The 20732-nt window shown below is 36.2% G+C and carries 20 protein-coding genes and 2 pseudogenes; 17 read left to right on the forward strand and 5 right to left on the reverse strand.

Annotated elements, in window-relative coordinates:
• The 3 genes and pseudogenes from ECA1_RS08140 to ECA1_RS08150 all read right to left on the reverse strand — a co-directional run.
• Positions 1 to 1262, reverse strand: a pseudogene (locus ECA1_RS08140) (ISL3 family transposase); the annotation flags it as partial.
• 146 nt (positions 1263 to 1408) lie between these two features.
• Positions 1409 to 1762 (reverse strand): annotated as a pseudogene (locus ECA1_RS08145) (transposase); the annotation flags it as partial.
• A gap of 806 nt (positions 1763 to 2568) precedes the next feature.
• Positions 2569 to 4371, reverse strand: a complete 1803-nt coding sequence (locus ECA1_RS08150; RefSeq protein ID WP_071859262.1) for an LTA synthase family protein — start codon at positions 4369 to 4371, stop codon at positions 2569 to 2571.
• 236 nt (positions 4372 to 4607) lie between these two features.
• Between ECA1_RS08150 and ECA1_RS08155 the strand changes: the two genes are divergently transcribed.
• From ECA1_RS08155 to ECA1_RS08215, 13 genes are all read left to right on the forward strand, one after another.
• Positions 4608 to 5390: a glycosyltransferase family 2 protein gene (locus tag ECA1_RS08155; RefSeq protein WP_060792197.1), complete on the forward strand. Its 783-nt coding sequence runs from the start codon at positions 4608 to 4610 to the stop codon at positions 5388 to 5390.
• On the forward strand, positions 5359 to 6135 hold the full coding sequence (locus tag ECA1_RS08160) for a glycosyltransferase family 2 protein (protein ID WP_051095375.1): 777 nt from the start codon (positions 5359 to 5361) through the stop codon (positions 6133 to 6135). The genes ECA1_RS08155 and ECA1_RS08160 overlap by 32 nt, the downstream gene beginning before the upstream one ends.
• Position 6136: 1 nt before the next feature.
• Positions 6137 to 6493, forward strand: a complete 357-nt coding sequence (locus ECA1_RS08165; RefSeq protein ID WP_060792198.1) for a DUF2304 domain-containing protein — start codon at positions 6137 to 6139, stop codon at positions 6491 to 6493.
• On the forward strand, positions 6490 to 7596 hold the full coding sequence (locus tag ECA1_RS08170) for a glycosyltransferase (protein WP_060792199.1): 1107 nt from the start codon (positions 6490 to 6492) through the stop codon (positions 7594 to 7596). The genes ECA1_RS08165 and ECA1_RS08170 overlap by 4 nt, the downstream gene beginning before the upstream one ends.
• A gap of 88 nt (positions 7597 to 7684) precedes the next feature.
• Positions 7685 to 9217, forward strand: a complete 1533-nt coding sequence (locus ECA1_RS08175; protein WP_010749364.1) for a lipopolysaccharide biosynthesis protein — start codon at positions 7685 to 7687, stop codon at positions 9215 to 9217.
• Between the two features lie 61 nt (positions 9218 to 9278).
• Positions 9279 to 10622 carry an endolytic transglycosylase MltG gene (gene mltG / locus ECA1_RS08180; RefSeq protein ID WP_060792200.1) on the forward strand — a complete coding sequence of 448 codons (1344 nt, stop codon included), beginning with the start codon at positions 9279 to 9281 and terminating at the stop codon, positions 10620 to 10622.
• Between the two features lie 115 nt (positions 10623 to 10737).
• A complete protein-coding gene (gene greA / locus ECA1_RS08185) occupies positions 10738 to 11217 on the forward strand; it encodes a transcription elongation factor GreA (RefSeq protein ID WP_005229556.1) in 480 nt (159 codons plus the stop codon).
• A 152-nt stretch (positions 11218 to 11369) separates the two neighbouring features.
• A complete protein-coding gene (gene liaF, locus ECA1_RS08190) occupies positions 11370 to 12101 on the forward strand; it encodes a cell wall-active antibiotics response protein LiaF (RefSeq protein WP_010749367.1) in 732 nt (243 codons plus the stop codon).
• Positions 12098 to 13165 carry a sensor histidine kinase gene (locus tag ECA1_RS08195; RefSeq protein ID WP_060792201.1) on the forward strand — a complete coding sequence of 356 codons (1068 nt, stop codon included), beginning with the start codon at positions 12098 to 12100 and terminating at the stop codon, positions 13163 to 13165. Before liaF ends, ECA1_RS08195 begins: the two co-directional genes overlap by 4 nt.
• A 3-nt stretch (positions 13166 to 13168) precedes the next feature.
• The gene (locus ECA1_RS08200; RefSeq protein WP_005229563.1) at positions 13169 to 13798 is read left to right on the forward strand and encodes a response regulator transcription factor; all 630 of its coding nucleotides are present in this window, start codon (positions 13169 to 13171) and stop codon (positions 13796 to 13798) included.
• A gap of 86 nt (positions 13799 to 13884) precedes the next feature.
• Positions 13885 to 14550 (forward strand): potassium channel family protein, encoded by a 666-nt coding sequence (locus ECA1_RS08205; RefSeq protein ID WP_005229566.1) that lies wholly within the window; start codon positions 13885 to 13887, stop codon positions 14548 to 14550.
• A gap of 11 nt (positions 14551 to 14561) precedes the next feature.
• The gene (locus ECA1_RS08210) at positions 14562 to 14861 is read left to right on the forward strand and encodes a HesB/YadR/YfhF family protein (protein ID WP_005229567.1); all 300 of its coding nucleotides are present in this window, start codon (positions 14562 to 14564) and stop codon (positions 14859 to 14861) included.
• 57 nt (positions 14862 to 14918) lie between these two features.
• Positions 14919 to 15860 (forward strand): glycosyltransferase family 2 protein, encoded by a 942-nt coding sequence (locus tag ECA1_RS08215; RefSeq protein ID WP_010749368.1) that lies wholly within the window; start codon positions 14919 to 14921, stop codon positions 15858 to 15860.
• Between the two features lie 68 nt (positions 15861 to 15928).
• Here ECA1_RS08215 and ECA1_RS08220 read toward each other — a convergent pair whose 3' ends face one another.
• Together ECA1_RS08220 and ECA1_RS08225 are read right to left on the reverse strand one after the other, a co-directional pair.
• Entirely contained in the window at positions 15929 to 16924 is a 996-nt protein-coding gene (locus ECA1_RS08220; RefSeq protein WP_081091724.1) for a phosphoglycerate dehydrogenase, read from the reverse strand.
• Between the two features lie 26 nt (positions 16925 to 16950).
• Positions 16951 to 17760: a DUF1189 domain-containing protein gene (locus ECA1_RS08225; protein WP_005236906.1), complete on the reverse strand. Its 810-nt coding sequence runs from the start codon at positions 17758 to 17760 to the stop codon at positions 16951 to 16953.
• Positions 17761 to 17892: 132 nt separating this feature from the next.
• Between ECA1_RS08225 and ECA1_RS08230 the strand changes: the two genes are divergently transcribed.
• From ECA1_RS08230 to ECA1_RS08245, 4 genes are all read left to right on the forward strand, one after another.
• Entirely contained in the window at positions 17893 to 18336 is a 444-nt protein-coding gene (locus tag ECA1_RS08230) for a GtrA family protein (RefSeq protein ID WP_034872204.1), read from the forward strand.
• Positions 18337 to 18412: 76 nt separating this feature from the next.
• Positions 18413 to 19018: a superoxide dismutase gene (locus tag ECA1_RS08235; RefSeq protein ID WP_060792203.1), complete on the forward strand. Its 606-nt coding sequence runs from the start codon at positions 18413 to 18415 to the stop codon at positions 19016 to 19018.
• Between the two features lie 141 nt (positions 19019 to 19159).
• The gene (locus ECA1_RS08240) at positions 19160 to 19360 is read left to right on the forward strand and encodes a cold-shock protein (protein ID WP_005229578.1); all 201 of its coding nucleotides are present in this window, start codon (positions 19160 to 19162) and stop codon (positions 19358 to 19360) included.
• Between the two features lie 254 nt (positions 19361 to 19614).
• Positions 19615 to 20640, forward strand: a complete 1026-nt coding sequence (locus ECA1_RS08245) for an LCP family glycopolymer transferase (RefSeq protein ID WP_060792204.1) — start codon at positions 19615 to 19617, stop codon at positions 20638 to 20640.
• Positions 20641 to 20732: the final 92 nt, after the last annotated feature.

Consider the following 20732-nt stretch of genomic DNA (forward strand, 5'->3'; position numbering starts at 1 on the left):
GATTCTAATTCTCATGTTCTCGAATGATTTAAATCCGTAGGATACTCGTTTCATTGTCTTTATGTGGGTATTCTTCGCTTCAATTTTTCCATTGGAATAAGGATAGATCATTGCGTTGGTGATGCCTTCTTCATAGGTCAGAAGGTTTTGAAGCTTCTCCCGAAAGCCGTCATCTAACGTTTCGGGAAGTTCTGCCAATATGGAGAAAAATAAGTCAGGGTCTTTGTCTCGAAAGGCTTCAACTAATTCATGAAAAAAGGGATACGCCTCCTTCAGGGGCGTAGAAAACTCAAGCAAACGATCAATCATCATTGCTTCAGTAAGAAATGGGTATTTTGGTGCTCGGAAACTTTTCCATGTTTTGTATTCATAATGGTTGATGTTTGCACGATTTTTTAGCAAAAAGCGCCAGTTCTTTTTCAGTTTTTCTGCATGGCTTTTCTGCCCAGCTTTACGAAGTTCATTCATTTCACGGATACGCAACTCATTGAACGCTTGATTCATGTGTTTGACAATATGAAACCGATCAATCACTACTTTCGCATTTGGCAGAACACGTTTGGTGAGCTGGAAGTAGGCAGCGTTCATGTCTGTAACCAAGAATTCTACTTCTTCTGGATTGGTACAACCTAAGAAATAGCTTGTTAATCGGGGTAATTTACGCGTAGGCAAAACATCAATTAATTTTCCTGTTTCGCCATCTGCGCAAATAAAGCTCATCTTATCTTCTATGGAAGCGTGCGAACGAAATTCATCAACCATCAATACACTGGGGAGAATCATTTTAGATTGCTTTGGCAAATAGCTTTTAAACTCTTTCAACGTACGAATAACGGTGGTCAAAGATACCTGACAGCTTTTCGCAATAAAAGATAAAGATACTTTTTCAGTCAGTAAAGAAGCAATTTTATATCTAACATGATTTGCGATTGAATGTCTGGGTTGGACAAAATAACTTTGAGCCGTCCAATGGGTGCGACAGTTTTTACAGGTATAGCGTTGCTTTTTAGGCGCATAACCAAAGGCATATGATTGTATTGTTCAAAACGGACAATCGTTTCCTTTTTTCCATTTTTCACTATAATTGCTTTCCCGTTTCCATCTACCACAGTAGTACCACAACTTCTACAAGCACGAGGAGTAGGCGAGAGAACCGCATCGACGACCAACGTCTTTTTCTTCTGAAGGGTCTCGTAAGAGACCTCTGTAATCATCAAATCTTTCTCTATTATTCTCAGCATTTTTTTGATAGAATCATTCATATAGCATATCGTTCTCTCAGTTGTTTATTTTGTGGTGATTTAATCATACTAGAGAACGATATATTTTTTAATACCTAAAATGAAAATGGGACTGAAGAATCAATTCTGATTCATCAGTCCCATAAATTATAGAGTCAGATTTTTTGTTATCTCACATTGATTAATTGATTGATCAAAAAGATTCTAATTCTCATGTTCTCGAATGATTTAAATCCGTAGGATACTCGTTTCATTGTCTTTATGTGGGTATTCTTCGCTTCTATTTTTCCATTGGAATAAGGATAGATCATTGCGTTGGTGATGCCTTCTTCATAGGTAAGGAGGTTTTGAAACTTTTCCCGAAAGCTGTCATCTAACGTTTCGGGAAGTTCTGCCAATAAGGAGAAAAATAAGTCAGGGTCTTTGTCTCGAAAGGCTTCAACTAATTCATGAAAAAAGGGATACGCCTCCTTCCAGGGCGTAGAAAAGTCAAGCAATCGATCAATCATCATCGTTTCTGTCCCATAAAAATTATAGAGGCTGATTTTTTGAGGAGAATGATTAGGCGGTTGAGAAATAGAAAGCCTTATTCTCATTACACGATATAAATATCTTTTGATGTCATGTTGTAACAGGAAACTTGAAATGCTTTTAATTTTCACTTTATAGATAATGGGATTATAAGAAGTCTGTTAAAATAAAATTTCGCTTTTTTACCAAAAAAATATTCATATAATTATATTATGATTAAAATAAAAAAAGGTGATAAATCAAGCAGCATTCTTTTTTAATTTACCTCTACTCACAATATAGTTGATTTAATAAATATTAAAGTAATAATCGCTCTTTAAAGAATCGATGTAAAAAAGGTATTTTAAGAAAACTTTTTTATGTACAAAAGTAGTATAAACGAGAGGATATTATGATTGACTTGCAATTCTGTCATGCAGGTCACCTTAGAAAGTGTAATTTGGCTGATACATAAAAAGTGGTTGTGGACAATCAAGAAAAATCTCCCCTCTTCCAGTTGCTACTATATATTTTTTATTTTAAGAGCGGATGTGAAATATTGTTGTTATTTGAAAAAAGAGTTTATAGATTAGACCAGCAAAATATTTTTGGATTTTGAATCGTGTTTAAAAAAAATATTAGATTTCTATCAGAATATATTATTTCAAAAACTACTTAATCATATAGCTAACAAGAAAGTGATCTTTCTGACATGTTGCTTTGAGCAAGCGAAAAAAAAGACAAAAACATCACTTGGATGCTTTTGTCGGGGCGATTTATGAAGTATTCCATGCAGCAGCGATCGATATATTTTTCACTAATTATTACTATTTGTATTTATGGTAAGATCCGAACCTTTCATTATATACTTATTATAAAAACTTGAGTTTTTACTTAATTCAGAGGTAAATGTCTCGTATCCCAAGAATTCCATTAAAGTATTAGTATCAGAATATAAATTAGTACCTAGTCCTATTCGGTCGCCTTCTATTTGTACGCCTAGTGCGGCCAATGTTGTAGGGAAAAGATCGAGTGTGCTAAATTGACGCTCAGTGTTATTTAATGTAGTAATAGGAGAGTTGATGAATAAATTAAAAACCGTTCTCTGGTAAGTTTCTTCTATTGAAGCGAAGTAACCTTGGTCCATATTTAAATGGTCTCCAGCAATAACAATAGTTGTATTTTCATAAAATGGCTGTGCTTTTATCCAAGCAATAAAGTCGCCAATCATCTGATCCGAATAATAAATAACATTGCTAAGCTGTTCATCAAAAATCTCAGGTGTATTTTCATTTTTGTATCCATCTGGAAAATGAGTATCTGCCGTTAGCATAGTCAAATTAAATGGCTGGTCTAGTGATGCTTGTTCCAAAAGTGTGTTTTTCGCAAATTCAAAGAGTTTCTCATCCTCATATCCCCACCATACTTTTCTATCTTTTGGTATCCAACCATGGTCATTAGCATAATTATAATCCCGTATCTCGTAGTCTCCATGTTGCTCATAAAATTTCTTCCTACCGCCAAAATCGGCGTCTGACCCCAATAATAAAATTTGGTTATATCCGTTGTCATGTAATATGTCACCTATAGAGGTAATTCCTGGCATGAAATGTTCAGTATTGCCATAGTCGTTTTCACTATATCCGCCGGTCACACGTAAAGGCACGCCTGTGCTTTGTCCAACCATTCCTCCTACCGTAAATCCAACACCAGGAACTTGAATTGCCCCTCCTAACAGCTTTTGGTTGGAGAAATTTAGTCCATCTGAATATGAGAGTTCTGTGATATTAGGCATTAAATTTTCTTGTTGGGCGCCTCCAACAGCTGACGAAAGATAAGTTGTCTCTAAGGACTCAACAAAAATATAAATCAAGTTTCTCTTGTCCTCAGGAAAAGTTATAGAAATCGAATTTGGATCAACATAAAAATCTTCATATATAGTTGATTTTTCAAAAAAGTAAGCTTTCAATTCATTAAAACCAAGTTTATTAAGGCCTAATACTATATTTGCTAACAATAAAATTACTGTAAAAAAAATAGAAAGAAAGCATGATTTTTTTGAAAATTTGACTATTCTAGTGGTTTTCGAAGAACGAATCATAATCATGAAATAGAGTAGAATGATGATAATTTGTGTAATGACTATAGAGTTTAGTAAAGGACCTAAAAGATATGCGTAAATCTGTCCTTGATCAGTTCCAGTTAGCGGTTGAGAAAGTGTATAAAAAATTTCATCTATTCCAACGTTTCCGAAGTAGCTTTTAGTCCAATAGGCGCTATTAGAGGCCAAAAAACCTAAAAATGTCAACAATATCAGTAGTAGTGAAAGTGCAACATATTTTTTATCAATCTTTATAGGTTTCTCAAGCCAATAGTTTGAACCAAATCTAAAAATTGCATAGAAAATTATCGCAAGGACTAATGAGAGTATGGTCCTTACAACCGTACCATTTTCTGAAACCCTTTCTAAAAAAAGTACGACTCGAGTAAAATTGGATGAAATAAAAGTACTAAGGGTGAAATGAAAGCTAGCAATAAAAAAAGCGAAAAAAAGCCGCTTCAAAAAGGTAGAGCGACAGTAAAAAAACAAAATAAAAAAAAGACCCAGGCTTATAAGCATTTAAAAAATCCTCCCAGAAAAAACTGTTTTAGAAATAAGTGTCGTTAGCAAAAAGTTTAATATAAATCTTCGATTAAGTAAATTATTTCATTAAATACAATCTTAAAAAGATGAAGTATGATAAAGTAAGAAAAGGTTATATATTTTATTTGATTATTGAGATTTATTTAGAAGTCGAGTATAATTTTAAAGATTGAGTTTGTAGCGGCAGCTCTAGAATAGGAAAGGGGAAGAGAATGCATACCTTTGTAATTTGTGCATATAAGGAATCGCCATTTTTAATAAAATGTATTGAATCTTGTAAGAATCAGACGAGTGTTTTAAATAATAATTCCAAGATAATAATGTACACAAGCACGCCAAACGAATATATAAAGAAAATTTCTGGACAATATGGGATCCCTTTATTTATAAAAGAGGGAGGCAGTATTGGAAAGGATTGGAACAATGCTTTGTCTGTGGTAGAAACAAGATATGCGACAATTATTCATCAAGACGATCTCTACTTGTCAAACTATGGAGAAAAAATATTGAATTCTTTCGAAGAAAACAATAATCTTAATATAGTATTTTGTGATTATGAAGAAATTGATGAGCAAGACAACATAAGAGAACGGAATGTTAATTTGAAAATAAAGACCTTCGGATTGCATTTACTGAGTTTGTTGCCATACAAGAAATATCAGCGCAGAATATATGCTTTTGGTAATTTTATATGTTGCCCAGCTGTATCATATGATTTAGATCGGTTAAAAGATTTTTCTTTTAATGAATCTTTAAGAATGGCGGTTGATTGGGATGCTTGGGAACGCATAATGAAGCGCCATGGAGAAATATTATACATTCCTGAACGTTTGATGTATCATCGTATCCACTCAGAATCAGAAACAACGGTTAATACAGTTTCAAAGACAAGAGAAGCTGAGGAATACGAATTGTACCAACGTTACTGGGGAAAGACTATTGCGAAGTTATTGATGAAATATTATGTTAATAACCAAAAGAGCAATCAACTATGAAAATAAGGATGAGATAAAATTGAATCCCAAAATATTGTTAATCATTCCAGCCTATAATGAGGCGGACGGTATTGAAGATGTTATCCGCAAAGTAAATGATTATAGAAAAAATTATAAATATATCCTTGATTACATTGTAATAAACGACGGCTCAACTGACAATGAAGAAGAAATCCTTCGAAAAAATGATATCAACCATGTTGAACTTGTTAATAATCTTGGTATTGGTGGAGCAGTTCAGACCGGGTACATTTATGCTTTAGAAAATGATTACGACATCGCTGTTCAGTTTGATGGGGATGGACAGCATGATATTCAAAGTCTACCTAATTTGATAGAGCCTCTCATAAATGACGTAGCTGATTTTACTGTTGGTTCAAGATTTGTTTCTGATAGTAAATCTAGTTTTAAATCCACTGGTGCCAGGCAGGCAGGAATAAAAATTTTATCCAATTTAATTTATATGCTGACTGGTCTAAGAATAAAGGATGTTACAAGCGGTTATCGAGCGGGCAACAGAAAAGTTATAGAACAATTTGTTAGTAGATACCCAAGTCAATATCCAGAACCTGAGAGTTATATGCATTTAATTGCGAAAAACATTAGAGTAAAAGAAGTCGGCGTTAGAATGTTTGAGAGGACTAGTGGGAAATCAAGCATTCATTTGTTGGACTCAGTTGCCTATATGTTTAATGTTTCGATCTCTATATTGATTGCTTCTTTGATTGAGAGGGAGGATAAGTAATATGCCAATACAGCTCCAAATAATTGCTATTTTTTTAGCAATTGGTTTTTTATTGTTAACGATATTTTTAATTCGGAAAGATCATGCAGAAGTCAGACAAATGAATAAGTGGTTATTTTTAAGCGTAATCATGATTTTTGGCGCTTTGTTTCCCAGTTTAGGAACAAAAATTGCTCACTCATTTGGTATCACCACACTGACTTCATTAGCATTGTTTACATTAACTGCTTTTTTGTTATTTATTGCTTTAACAAGCAGTATTGCCTTGATAAATACCCAACGTCAAATTAAAACATTGACACAGCAATTGTCACTTTTAAAACATGAAATAAATAAATTAAAAAAGGAGAAACAATGAGAGGCGTATATCTATCGCAAGATTTATCGCATGCTGGTGGTATAGAGAAAAAAATCTATAAACAAATCGAAGAATTTGAAAAGAACAATTTTACTATATATAAGGCGATTAATCCCAAGAGAAATATATTTCACCTAATTCGCAATGTTATCCCATTTTTTTCTAAACAATATTTTATGTCTGATAATATTAATTGGATTGAATATGACTTTGTTTATATAAGAAAAGGCGCCGTCTTAGACAAAAGTGTTATTGACTTATTAACTAAAATAAAATTACAGAATCCGCAGATTCTTATTATTATGGAAATTCCGACATATCCTTACATAAATGAATTCAAGGGTTTGCTTAAATGGATTATAAAAAGCAAAGAAAAATTATGGGTTCCTAAGTTGAAATTGTATGTTGATTTGTTCGTTACTTATTCCGACGATAAAAAAATCTATGATATTCCATGCTTAAATATTTCAAATGCATACGACTTTCCGGAGCGTCCGCCATTAATTAAATGTTCGAGTGATTCAATACAACTCTTAGGCGTAGCTGCGCTATGCTTTTACCATGGTTATGATAGAGTCATCGAAGGGTTGAATAATTATTATCAATCAAGTAAATCACAACGCCAGATTCAGTTTCAACTAGTTGGTGATGGTCCTGTGCTTAAAGAATATGAACAATTGGTTAAAAAATATCAATTAGAAGACAAGGTTACGTTTCATGGTAGAATAGCATTTTCCGATTTAGATCGATTTTATCAGACAGCAGATATTGGAATTGACTCTTTGGCTCGTCATAGATCGGGTGTTTTTTATAATAGTAGTTTAAAAGGAAAGGAATATTTAGCAAAAGGTTTACCTATTATATCAGGGGTTAAAACAGAGCTGGATTCAGAAAATTTATCTTTTTATTACAAAATTCCCAATGACGATACACCGCTAGATATTGAAAAAGTCGTTGAATGGTATGATTCTTTGAGAAAAAACATGTCGAAGAAAGAACTGACAAACTTCATATACAAATATGGTAAGTCAAACTATACGTTTGAAAAAACGTTTCAGCCTGTGGTGGATTATTTAAAAGAACGAGAGACTAAAAGAAAATAAATTTTACTTTGTTGGTTTGCTATCCAATGGTTCAATCAGCGAGATATTGAGTAAAGAAAATAAAATTTATTTAGTTGAAAGGATTCTAATGGAAAATAATCAAACAAAAAACTTATTTAAGAACTCATTTATCACTGGAGTTATTTTTGTAATTCAGATGATTATGAGTTTTGTTACAAGAACTCTTTTTATTAAATTCTTAGGTGTTGAAATACTGGGATTCAATGGTGTAATAAGTAATATTTTGATGGTTCTATCTGTTGCTGAGCTAGGGATAGGACCTGCCTTGATTTTTTCGCTTTATAAACCTTTAGCGGAAAATGAAGTCGAACTAGTGAAAATTCTGATGAAATTTTATAAAAAAATATATACTTTGATTGGCTTAATAATTGCAGGACTAGGGCTCGTTCTAATCCCTTTTTTACCCTTTATCGTAGATAGTTCTGCTCAGATTGATCATCTGTATTTGTATTATTTATTGTTTTTATCAAATACAGTAGTGTCATATTTCTTCACTTATAAAAGAAGTATAATTATAGCAGATCAAAAGAACTATATAGTAGCTTCAAATGACTTTTTATATTGGATGATGTTTCAAATCTCAAGTTGTTTTGCTATAATGCTATATAGTAGCTTTACTGCGTATCTGATCTTTCAACTTTTAAGTACGATAGCTGCTAATCTAAGTATTTCTTTTATAGCGGATAAAAAGTTTCCTTATCTTAAGGATAAACCCAGTGATACACAGTTGCCGCAAAATTTAAAATCTGAAATAAAGAAAAACACAATTGGTCAATTTACCAATAAAATAGGAACTATGGTTGTTAACGGAACTGACAACATCCTTATTTCAATTTTTATAGGTTTATCTCAAGTAGGAATGTATGTGAACTACACGTTAATAGTTACTTCCGTTACAAATTTAATCAATCAGATTATTAATTCAATGACCGCTACAATTGGAAACGTCGGAATAACTGGTTCCCGTTCAGATTCAGTGCGTATGTTTGAAAATCATCTTTTTTTTGTTCATTCTATCGGCTACTTTTGTAGTTTCTATTTGATTGTGTTGTTTAACCCATTTATTATTCTTTGGCTTGGCAGTAAATTTACGTTTAGTTTTTTTACAGTAATATTAATTGTTTTAAATTTTTCTATAACAATTTCGAGGAAAAGTGCGCTTAGCTTTATTGATGCTTATGGATTGGCATGGTACCAGAAGTATAAACCGGTTTTCGAATCTATAGTGAATTTGGGACTTTCTATACTTTTCATCACAGTGTTCCATCTAGGCGTTGATGGGGTTTTGTTAGGAACCATCATATCCAGCATAACGATTTCATGTTGGTTTGAACCATATGTTTTATACAAACATGGTTTTTCTGAACCGTTTAAAAAGTTTGCAATATTAGCTGTTAAAAATTATGGCACAACAGTAATAGGCTTAATATTGGCAATTGTAACAGCTCTATTGACATCAGAGCTTAGAGGATTTCAAGGTTTTATTCTCCAAATTTTAATCACAAGTACAATATTAATATCTTCATTTATTGCTATTAATATTAAACGAAGAGAATTTCGTTGGTTCCTACACCTTGTTTTAAGAAAAAAACATAATTAATTTCTAAAACAGTTTCACTAGTGATATCATTTAATTAAGAAGAATTTAAGGAGGAGTTGTTTTGTCTAAACAACAGCATCCAGAAAAATCGTTTAAAGACGAAGTTTTAAAGTCTTTAGAGTCAAACCAAAACAAAGAACGGGATATAGGAAGCGAATTGAATTCTCAGCAAGAAGAGCGTCAATCAATCATTTCTCGGTCGAATAAAGAAAGCACAGAGAAAGAAAAAGGCTCTAGAAGCCAAAGTAAAGCTTTTGGTCACAATAATAAAATAGACCCAAATAATGACGATTTAACGGGGAAAAACCAACGCAGATTGCAGCGCAGCAAGGAAGACAAAATAGTTAATAAGATCGTGTTGATTGTTGTTCTTGTTTTCTTAGTAATCGGCGGAATATTAGGTTTCTCAGCTTATCGATATGTTACTTCAAGTTTGCAGCCATTAGATCCCGATGATACTGAGAAGGTGACGATTGTTATTCCAAGCGGTTCTTCGAATAAAGCAATTGGTGAAATCTTAGAGGATGAGAACATTATTAAAAGTGGAATGATTTTTAATTATTACACAAAATTTAATAATCTGACGGGCTTTCAAGCAGGAACATATCATTTTTCACCAAATATGACACTGGAAGCGATAAGTGAGCAGTTGCAAAATGGCGAAGGCTCGGTCACCTCTGATGCAAAAGTGACGATTCCAGAAGGATTTGATGTTGATCAAATCGGTGATGCTCTAGCGGAAGCAACGAATATCTCGAAAGACGATTTCTTAGCTTTGATGGAAAGCGATGAGTTCTTTGAAAAAATGAAAGAAACCTATCCTGAGCTTTTAGCAAGTGCCGGCGATGCGCAAGGTGTGCGTTACCGACTAGAAGGATACTTGTTCCCAGCGACGTATGACTACTATACAGGGAATACCCTAGAAGAAGTCGTTACCCAAATGGTGGATAAATCAAATTCAGTCTTGTCGAAATATTTCGATCAAATTGCTCAAAAAGAAATGACGGTTCAAGAAGTCCTTACTTTGGCTTCACTTGTTGAAAAAGAGGGTAGTAAGCTAGAAGATCGTAAAAATATCGCACAGGTATTCTTCAATCGCTTAGCGATTGATATGCCGCTGCAATCGGATATTTCGATTCTATACGCGTTAGGTGAGCACAAAGAGCTAGTTACTTATGAGGACACTCAAGTTGACTCTCCTTATAATCTCTATGTGCATACTGGCTACGGACCTGGACCATTCAACAATCCAAGTGAAGCAGCGATCCAAGCGGTCTTAGATCCAACACCGAACAACTACTATTATTTCGTTGCTGACATTCAAACCCAAGAAGTTTACTTTGCGGAAACCTATGAACAGCATATGCAATTAGTGGAACAATATGTAAACAATACCTCAAATTAAATTTTCATAGGTTTATAGTTTACATTTAAAAAAAAGCATGGTAATCTTTTGTGGACTCATCGCAAAAGATTACCTTTTGCGATTTATTAGAAGTTACTAAAAGGAGAAAAGAACTATGGTAGAAAAAGTTTACCCAATGACACTTGAAGGAAAAGAAAAGCTAGAACAAGAATTAGAAGAATTGAAAACGGTAAAACGCGGCGAAATCATTGAACGTATCAAGGTAGCCCGCAGTTTTGGCGATTTATCCGAAAACTCAGAGTATGAGTCTGCTAAAGATGAACAAGCGTTTGTCGAAGGCCGAATCACTACTTTAGAAAATATGATTCGTTTTGCAGAGATCATTGATAATGAGGGTGTAGACTCTGATGAAGTTTCCATCGGAAAAACAGTTATTTTTGTTGAGTTGCCTGATGGTGACGAAGAAGAGTACATGATCGTCGGTAGTGCTGAAGCAGATCCATTTTCTGGTAAAATTTCCAATGATTCACCAATCGCTCGTGCCTTGATTGGGAAAAAAGTCAATGATGAAGTGACGATCTCAACGCCAGGCGGAGATATGCAAGTAAGAATCACAGAAGTAAAGAAAAGCTAATTGCTTGATCACTCGATCAATCTAGTTGACCCTGTTGTTCATTCTCCTTTAGGGAATTTGATCAAACAGGGTCTTTTTTCGGACCAGCGACGGATGGACAAACCATTTTTTTCAGGTATGATAGAGTAGAATTACTAGGAGGAGGAGCTTGAATGAAAAGTCCTTGGCGTTTTTTCTTTATTGTTGAAGCGCTCTTACTGCTTTTTGCGGTATGGCAAATTTTATCTAATCCGCCATTATTATTTTTATTAATACTTGGTGTGACGTGCTTGGTCCTTGTGAACCGAAGTGAGCGCAAGAGCAATTTTAAAAATTTCTTGATGGTCTCAAGTTCCATTGCTATTTTGATCAGTTTGTTAAATAGTCCAGCACTGTGGCTGATGCTGATTTTTGCGATTTTATTTATTGGTTTAAAAGGAGTCGAGATTACCGGAATCGACTTAACTAAAAATTCATTCTGGCGCAAAAAACAAATGATTATCGTTGAAACTGAAGAACCCAAAGCTGATCATCCACTGAAACAAAAGCAGCAATGGTTAGGTAATGAACGGATCGGCAGTCAAGTCTATGAATGGGACGATATCAATTTAGATATCTTGACGGGGGACACTTTTATCGATTTAGGCAACACTTTATTGCCTAAGAAAGAAAACGTCGTGATCGTACGAAAAGGCTTTGGCAGAACTCGTATTTTAGTGCCTGCTGGTATAGCGATCAAATTAGAGCACAGTACTTTTATTGGCTCCGTTATTTTTGAAGGCGAAGAAACGAGCTTGAAAAATGAAAAAGTGACGATCTACAGCCCGGATTATGGCGAAAATAGTCGGCGTTTGAAAATCTTGACGAATACCCTTGTTGGTGATGTTGAGGTGATTCGGGTATGATCGGGAAATTTTCAAGAGGCATGATTGCTTTTTATGCAGGATTAGCAAGTTTTTTCACCATGATTTTGATGCTGTTTTCCTATTTATATGCCAGTGGGAAAAATAATTGGCTGATAGAAGTCTTTCAAATCAAGCTCTTCTTTATCCCAATCGTCTTTCACTTACTTGTAATATCTGCATTGATTGCTTTAGCTGTCTTTTTACTGATTTCTTTTTTTCGCAACCGTCAATACGGTCCGGTGGAAGAAAAGTTAAGACTGTTAGCCAGCGGCTATATCGATAGCCCTTTATTGGAAACAAAAATCCCCCATGCGTCTGAAAACCATTTGATTGCGAATGTGGATCGTGATATTGCCAGTATCCAATCGAAGATGAAACAGATGTCGATGGAATTACAGCAATTGAATGCGAAACCGCAGTTTGTTGATGGTCAGACAAAAGAAGAGATTTTAGAAGCAGAAAGGCAGCGTCTGGCTCGTGAATTGCACGACTCTGTTTCTCAACAGCTGTTTGCCGCCATGATGATGATGTCTGCACTAAATGAGCAAGCGATTCGAACAGATGCTCCAGAAAGCCAAAAGAAACAGTTAGCTATGGTCACAGACATTATCAATGCTTCGCAATCTGAAATGCGGGCGCTCTTGCTTCATCTACGACCTGTTACTTTGGAAGGGAAGAGTCTAAAGCAAGGAATCGAGCAATTGTTAAAAGAATTAGAGACCAAAATCAAAATTCTATTGACTTGGGATATTGAAGACTTTACGATGCCTAGTTCGATTGAAGATCAACTCTTTCGTGTGATCCAAGAACTCTTATCTAATACACTGCGTCACGCCAAGGCCAATGAGTTGGAAGTTTACTTGCATCGCATTGATAATAACGTGTTGTTGCGGGTGATCGATGACGGTGTTGGCTTTGATCCACAAGATCAAAAGGCCGGCAGCTATGGCTTGATGAATATCCGAGAACGGGTAAGTGCCGTTGGCGGAACGTTGAAAATTATTAGTTTTAAAAATCAAGGAACCAGTATTGAAATTAAAGTTCCACTGTTGAAGGAGGTATAAGGTATGATTAAAGTGTTGTTAGTTGATGACCATGAAATGGTTCGTCTGGGGGTTTCTTCTTATCTATCGATTCAAGACGATATAGAAGTAATTGGGGAAGCGGAAAATGGTCGAGTCGGGTATGAAAAGGCATTGGAATTACGTCCAGATGTGATTTTGATGGATTTGGTGATGGATGAAATGGATGGGATCGAATCTACGAAATTGATTTTAAATGATTGGCCCGAAGCAAAAATCATTATTGTCACTAGTTTTATTGATGACGAGAAAGTCTATCCTGCTATTGAAGCGGGTGCGGCAGGTTACCTGTTAAAGACGTCTACTGCTCATGAGATTGCGGAAGCCATTCGTGCAACCCAGCGAGGAGAGCGGGTCTTAGAACCCGAAGTCACCACGAAAATGATGGATCGTTTGACGAATCGGACACCGATCCTACATGAAGATTTGACCAATCGGGAACAAGAAGTGTTACTGTTGATCGCCGAAGGAAAGAGCAATCAAGAGATTGCGGATGCACTCTTCATTACGCTGAAAACAGTGAAGACACATGTGTCAAATATCTTATCAAAATTAGAAGTAGAAGATCGTACACAAGCTACGATATATGCTTTTAAACATGGTTTGATAAAATAAAGTCTTAATAATCATACCTCCTCATGGCAAGCAGAGGAGGTTTTTGTTATACTAAATTATGATCTGGTAAAAAAGGAGCGTTTGTGGTGAAGCAAAATTATGCAATAATCGGTCTGGGCCGTTTTGGTGGCAGTATTTGTCGTACGTTGATTGAATCGGGGCAAGAAGTACTGGCGATCGATAGCAACGAAGATCGTGTCAATGAGTATATGAATATCGCCACCCATGCGGTGGTCGGCAACGCACAAGATGAGATGACGTTACGCTCATTGGGTATCCGTAACTTTGACCATGTCATTGTTGCGATTGGTGAGGATATTCAAGCTAGTATTTTGGTGACCTTGATGGTCAAAGAAATGGGTGTACCTAATATCTTAGCGAAAGCCCAAAACGAATACCATGCCCGTGTACTGGAAAAACTCGGCGCAGACCGTGTCGTTCATCCCGAACGTGACATGGGGATTCGCATCGCCCATAATCTAGTTTCCAAAAATATTTTAGATTATATTGAACTATCTGACGAATTTTCTCTAGCAGAGATTCGCGTGTCCAATCCACGCTTTTTCAATAAATCCCTGATTGAGCTGAATTTTCGACAAAAATATGGTCTGACAGTCGTTGCGATTCGTCGGGGACCAGGACAAGTGATCGTTTCGCCTGATGCAGAGGCGATCGTGCGTGAAAATGACAATTTACTCGTGATCGGCAATACAGATGATGTAGATATACTTGATGAACATATGAATGATTAGGAGTGAAGAAAATGAACTTAACAATAAGTCCTGAAGCAATGCAATGGTTTAAAAAAGAATTGGTGGTAGACCAAGGAAGCGGGATTCGTTTTTTCGGAAAAATTTATGGCAAAACACAAGTGCATGACGGATTTTCCGTGGGAATGTCAGTCGATAAACCAGAACGTCCGATCGTCGAACAAACCATTGATGGCTTGCTTTTTTTTATTGATGAAGCAGACGAATGGTTTTTCAAAGGCTATGATCTAACTGTGGACTATGATGAAACGTTAGATGAACCGAAATATGATTTTAGCGAAGATAAAAAATAATGTGGATTCGGTCCCAGCTGACCGATTTCCCACGATTGGCTCTAGGAGATGAAACCGATGTTATCAATTGTTGTACCTTGTTTTAATGAAGAGGCAAGCTTGCCGATTTTTTTTGAAGAAACAGAAAAAGTGAAGAAACACTTAAATATGCCTTTTGAATATATTTTTGTTAATGACGGGTCTTCAGATCAAACTCTGTCTGTTTTAAGAGACTTGTATCACGCCCACCCTGAAAGTGTTCGCTATCTATCTTTTTCGAGAAACTTTGGCAAAGAAGCTGCTCTTTATGCGGGGCTACAAGCTGCTAGAGGCGATTTTGTCACTGTAATGGATGCAGATTTACAAGATCCGCCGTCATTACTACCTGAAATGTTTTCTTTGCTAAGAAGTAAACCAGAGCTTGACTGTGTGGGTACGAGACGTGCCGATAGAAAAGGTGAGCCAAAGATTCGCAGTTTTTTTTCGAACTCGTTCTATAACATCATCAACAAAATTGCCGATACTGAAATGGTAAACGGTGCGCGAGATTTTCGCTTGATGCGCCGCAATATGGTTGATGCAGTTTTACAGCTGTCAGAGTACAATCGCTTTTCAAAAGGGATCTTCAGCTGGGTTGGGTTTGATACAGAATACATCGCCTATGAGAATCGAGAAAGAGTAGCGGGTGAGACGTCCTGGTCATTTTGGAAGTTATTCCAATATTCGATCGATGGCATCGTCAATTTTTCAGATACACCTTTGAATATCGCCTCGTTTATTGGTGCGCTTTCCTGTTTTGGTTCTCTGATTGCTTTGATCTTTATTGTGATAAGAACCTTTATTTTTGGAGATCCGACATCAGGGTGGCCTTCAATGGTCAGTATCTTCTTATTTGTTGGTGGATTGCAATTGCTTTGTTTAGGGATCATCGGCAAGTATATCGGAAAAATTTTCTTAGAGACTAAAAATAGACCCTTGTACTTCTTGAAAGAAACCGAAAAAGACCAAGAAAAACAATGATAAAATAAAAGTGTACAATTTGAAGGGGTTGCCTTCAACTGTACACTTTTTTTTTCGGAAAGAATTTGTTAGTATCCCTTATCCAAGTTTATCTCATTTTTAACAAGTTCTTGTTTTGTTAAAAATTGTTGGAAATTCGCTAAGAAAATATCCATAAATGCCTTTTGAAAATGGGGCGTGTGTCCTGAGATATGAGGAGTAATCAACAGGTTTTCGGTATGCCATAGCGGATCATTTTCTGGTAGAGGTTCCTCTTCAAAAACATCTAGTGCGGCAAATGCCAGCTGCTTTTTCTCTAAAGCCTCTGTTAATGCGGCAGTATCCACGCTAGGACCGCGACCGACATTATAAAATGAAGCGGAAGGCTTCATTTGTGCAAAGAAGGCTTCCTCATACAAATGTGTGGTTTCTTCTGTCAGTGGAAGAATATTGATGATGCAATCGGCGGTTTTTGCGCAAGCGCGTAAGTCAGATAACGCAAACGTTTTTTCAAAACCCGCCACCTCATGGCCGCTTGTATTAATGCCAATCGGATGTACACCAAAAAAGGTTAATGCTTTGGCTAATCTTTGGCCGATTTGTCCCGTACCAACGATCAAAATCTCTTGATCAGATAGCTTTGCATAAGGAATCGTATCCGGTGACCATTGCTGTTTTCTCTGTTGCTGAATTACTTGGAAAATCCCGCGGTTTTCCATAAATAGTAGAGCCAACAAATGGTCTGTGATCGATTCGGCATGGATGCCGCTGCCATTAGATAAGCGAATATTGTATTTCGCAAACTCTTTTAATGGTAAGGTGTCTACGCCAGCTGAAATCGCTTGGACCCATTTCAAATTTGTTTTCTCCGTTAGCAGGTAGTCCTTCCATTCCGACTTCCAACCAATGGTGATTTCTACTTGTGACCAATCAATTGCTTGGTCCTTTGTGTACACAAGAAATTGATAGTCTTTTTCGATTTGTTTCACATATGTGTCGCGAAACTCTCGAGTGGCTAAGATTATTTTTTTCATTGCCAAGCCTCCTTGTATCTTAAGTGTAGCAAAGAATGAGAAAAAAACCATGTTCAAGGAATTGAACATGGCCTAGATTAGGTTTTAAACTGAATTTTTGGAGAATGTTTGACCCCTTGTGTGAATAAGAATAAAGAACCAAACAAAATAAAGGTGGTTGCATCGAAGGAAGGCAATAGTAGTTGTACGATTACACTAATAAGCGTAGGCAATGCAGCACTTACGATCAGAATCTTTAAATTTTCAAAGAAAGTATAGGAGAATCGTTTTAATCTTGTATAGATCGTTGCAATAAAGGTCCCCATCACTAAGGTGATCAGCAAGCTGACAAATGATGGATACAATGCAACAAAAAAGACAATGAGTTTGATTAGCCATGGAATTGCTTGGTTTGATAGCGCTTCTCGAATCGCCTGACCGTTAAGATTGCGCAGCGCAGGCTCACTGTAATCAAATTCTAATTGATTAGAATCTAACATTGACGTCGATAAGCCAGAAGAGGGGATACGGATGACCAGCTGATCTTTTAACAAGCCAACAGCGATGACAGAGCCAGTAACATCAGATGCAATATCTGCTGGCGTACGGTTGCCATCTGGATCGAAAGTAAAGATGATCGAATCGGTTTGATAAATGAAACCTTGCGTATCCGGCGCTGTAGCAAGCTGCCCATTTTCGATCGTAAAATCTGGAATCGATTCTCCAATTTTTTGTCCGTCTGCTTGCACATCGCGAAAGACACCTAATACATTGATGGTCATCGGTACCGCGATAAGCACGGAGGCGCTTAATAGAAAAACGATTACTTTGGAAAATTCTGCTTTTTTGACAAATTTTAAATCAGGTATTCGGAAAAAAGCAATTTTAAATAGTTGGACGATAGTCATTTGCTGATGAACTCCTTTGTGGTATAACTAGAGTAATTGTAACGAAGGGTTCTTTGAATTACAAGGAATTCACAAAAAAAGAACCAATAATCGAATGAATGAATAAATAAAGAAATGAAAGTAGGCAAAAGAATGCAAAAGTACAACGAATACAAGCAGTTCTTGCAGCAAAAAAAGTTGTGGGAGCCGATTACGTATTTATTTTTTGGTGGATTAACGACTGTAGTCAACATTGTCGTCTATCTCATTTTTCGTGAAGGATTTGGTCTTTATTACCAGACAGCGAATGTGATTTCATGGATTGCTTCTGTTTTGTTCGCCTACTTTACAAATAAGTTATGGGTTTTTGAAGCAAAAACCGAGACAAAGCAAGAGTCATGGGCGGCATTTGGGAAGTTCATTTTCTTTCGTGTCTTATCATTAGGCTTAGATATGCTTTGTATGTATCTATTTATTTCAATTTTGGCAACCGGCGATCTTGTTGCCAAGCTGGTCACCCAAGTCGTTGTTGTTTTGGCAAATTATGTATTTAGTAAATTTTTGATTTTCAATACGAAAAAAAGTGAGAAAAAGTAAGCATATTTTTTGAACAAAGTCTGATAGTCTGATAATGTTACTTATGTAAACATTATCATTGAGGAGGATTTTTTTTATGACTTACACATTACCAGATTTACCTTACGCATACGATGCATTGGAACCATATATTGATGAAGAAACGATGCATTTGCATCATGATAAACACCACAACACTTATGTAACAAACTTAAATGCAGCGATTGAAAAACATCCTGAATTAGGTGAAAAAACAGTTGAAGAATTATTAGCAGACTTTTCTTCTGTACCTGAAGATATTCAAACAGCGGTTCGCAACAATGGCGGCGGCCATGCTAACCACACGTTCTTCTGGGAAATCTTAGGCCCAAATGCTGGTGGCGAACCTACTGGGGCAATCAAAGAGGCAATTGAAGAAACATTCGGCAGCTTTGAAGACTTTAAAGAAGAATTTAAAACTGCTGCAACTGGACGTTTTGGTTCAGGTTGGGCATGGTTAGTCGTTAAAGACGGTAAACTAGCAATCACTTCAACAGCGAATCAAGATTCACCATTGATGGATGGTCAAACACCTGTTTTAGGTTTAGATGTTTGGGAACATGCGTATTACTTAAAATATAAAAATGTTCGTCCAGAGTACATCAATGCTTTCTGGAGTGTTGTTAACTGGGATAAAGTGAACGAATATTTCGCAAAAGCTTAATCAAACTATTAGGAAGAAGCCTGTCTAAGGGCTTCTTTTTTGTTGATGGAAAGAAATTTCGTTATTGCTAACGCTTACATATTCCGCTATAATGAAATCGACGGAATCGTCGGATTATAATTATTGGAGGCTTTACACACTATGGAACATGGAAAAGTAAAATGGTTCAACAACGAAAAAGGGTTTGGTTTTATTACAGTTGACGGTGGCGATGATGTATTTGTTCACTTTTCTGCCATTCAAGGAGACGGTTTTAAATCACTTGAAGAAGGTCAAGAAGTTGAATTTACAATCGTTGAAGGTGCCCGCGGACCTCAAGCAGCGGAAGTAACCAAAGTCTAATTACTTAATTACAGAATCGACTGAAAACCTTGCAGCTAAGCAAGGTTTTTTTCGTCCTAGCTAGTTTCTGGCAAAACCATGAAGGAAAAGAATGAGAAAATTATTTCTTTCCTTCAAGTGAGGGATACTTTCGTTTTGTTTCATTTACATTACATTTTTATTAAAACAAAATTTTTATAACAAATGAGATTGCTGTATGATATAAATTATGCGAAAATTTAGTCGATTGTTATTTTTATCGGACGAGGTGCAAGATGCGAAAATATCAAAGAATAGTAATAGGAACATTAGGGGTTTTAGTCCTGGGAATTATCGGATTAACTGTGTACGGCTTGCAAGTTTATAAAGATACAAGTTCAACTTTTGAACATATTTCTAAACCAGTAGATCGAAAAACAAAAAGGCGTTCAGAAACTGTCAACATTGAAAAAAGAGAACCTTTTTCCATCTTGTTACTAGGAATTGATACCGGAGCTTTAGGAAGGACCGAACAAGGCCGTTCAGACAGCATGATGGTTGTTACAGTAAATCCAGAAAAAAAGCAATCTACGATTGTTAGCTTGGATAGGGATATATTTACTCAAATCGTCGGGTATGGAACGCTAGATAAGTTAAATCACGCATATGCTTTTGGCGGAGAAGCCATGGCAATGGATTCTGTGGAAAATCTTTTGGATATACCGATTGATCATTATGTGACAATCAACATGCAAGGCCTGAGAGATTTGATTGATGCAGTTGGTGGGATCAAAGTTACGAATGATATCGACTTTACGCTAGAGGGGGTTCATGTTCCAAAAGGAAAAATCACTTTAAATGGGAAAACTGGTCTAGCTTATGCACGCATGCGTAAAGAAGACCCAGAAGGAGATATTGGTCGGCAGAAAAGACAACGTGAGGTCGTAACAAAAATTCTAAAAAAAATAATGAGTTTGGATGGAGTCAATAATTATCAGAAAATATTAAAAGCAGTTGAGAAAAATTCAAAGACGGATCTGACATGGGACGATATGCTGGATATCGGAAAAAACTATTTACCGGCTTTTACGACGATTCATCAAGAGCAGCTGCAAGGGGAAGGGCAAATGTTGAATGATGTCTACTATCAGCTTTTAGGGGTCAATCAGCTCTTACACATGCAAAATACACTCAGAGAACAACTGGCCCTCCCTCCAAACAATCAGCTTTCACAAGGAGATGAACATACGCAAGGCTATGTGAACTATCAGTTCTATGATGACAGTGCAGTGTTTTCCGATGGTGAGGATGCGAGTGAATAAAACCATATAGCTGTCTTTCGATCATTTGAGGGTGTGTCGCTTTACACATCTCCTTCAACTGTTTGATAGGATAGCGGAATCGATACATGGGC

This window comes from Enterococcus casseliflavus NBRC 100478 (genome assembly GCF_001544095.1).
GTDB classification, from domain to species: domain Bacteria; phylum Bacillota; class Bacilli; order Lactobacillales; family Enterococcaceae; genus Enterococcus_D; species Enterococcus_D casseliflavus.

Coding starts and splice junctions, on each gene's coding strand:
- ECA1_RS08240 (WP_005229578.1), top strand. CDS start 19,160: ATGGAACATGGAAAAGTAAAATGGTTCAACAACGAAAAAGGGTTTGGT.
- ECA1_RS08225 (WP_005236906.1), bottom strand. CDS start 17,760: ATGACTATCGTCCAACTATTTAAAATTGCTTTTTTCCGAATACCTGAT.
- liaF (WP_010749367.1), top strand. CDS start 11,370: ATGAAAAGTCCTTGGCGTTTTTTCTTTATTGTTGAAGCGCTCTTACTG.
- ECA1_RS08215 (WP_010749368.1), top strand. CDS start 14,919: ATGTTATCAATTGTTGTACCTTGTTTTAATGAAGAGGCAAGCTTGCCG.
- ECA1_RS08210 (WP_005229567.1), top strand. CDS start 14,562: ATGAACTTAACAATAAGTCCTGAAGCAATGCAATGGTTTAAAAAAGAA.
- ECA1_RS08195 (WP_060792201.1), top strand. CDS start 12,098: ATGATCGGGAAATTTTCAAGAGGCATGATTGCTTTTTATGCAGGATTA.
- ECA1_RS08245 (WP_060792204.1), top strand. CDS start 19,615: ATGCGAAAATATCAAAGAATAGTAATAGGAACATTAGGGGTTTTAGTC.
- ECA1_RS08200 (WP_005229563.1), top strand. CDS start 13,169: ATGATTAAAGTGTTGTTAGTTGATGACCATGAAATGGTTCGTCTGGGG.
- ECA1_RS08155 (WP_060792197.1), top strand. CDS start 4,608: ATGCATACCTTTGTAATTTGTGCATATAAGGAATCGCCATTTTTAATA.
- ECA1_RS08165 (WP_060792198.1), top strand. CDS start 6,137: ATGCCAATACAGCTCCAAATAATTGCTATTTTTTTAGCAATTGGTTTT.
- ECA1_RS08175 (WP_010749364.1), top strand. CDS start 7,685: ATGGAAAATAATCAAACAAAAAACTTATTTAAGAACTCATTTATCACT.
- ECA1_RS08150 (WP_071859262.1), bottom strand. CDS start 4,371: ATGCTTATAAGCCTGGGTCTTTTTTTTATTTTGTTTTTTTACTGTCGC.
- ECA1_RS08230 (WP_034872204.1), top strand. CDS start 17,893: ATGCAAAAGTACAACGAATACAAGCAGTTCTTGCAGCAAAAAAAGTTG.
- ECA1_RS08220 (WP_081091724.1), bottom strand. CDS start 16,924: ATGGTTTTTTTCTCATTCTTTGCTACACTTAAGATACAAGGAGGCTTG.
- greA (WP_005229556.1), top strand. CDS start 10,738: ATGGTAGAAAAAGTTTACCCAATGACACTTGAAGGAAAAGAAAAGCTA.
- ECA1_RS08170 (WP_060792199.1), top strand. CDS start 6,490: ATGAGAGGCGTATATCTATCGCAAGATTTATCGCATGCTGGTGGTATA.
- ECA1_RS08160 (WP_051095375.1), top strand. CDS start 5,359: ATGTTAATAACCAAAAGAGCAATCAACTATGAAAATAAGGATGAGATA.
- ECA1_RS08235 (WP_060792203.1), top strand. CDS start 18,413: ATGACTTACACATTACCAGATTTACCTTACGCATACGATGCATTGGAA.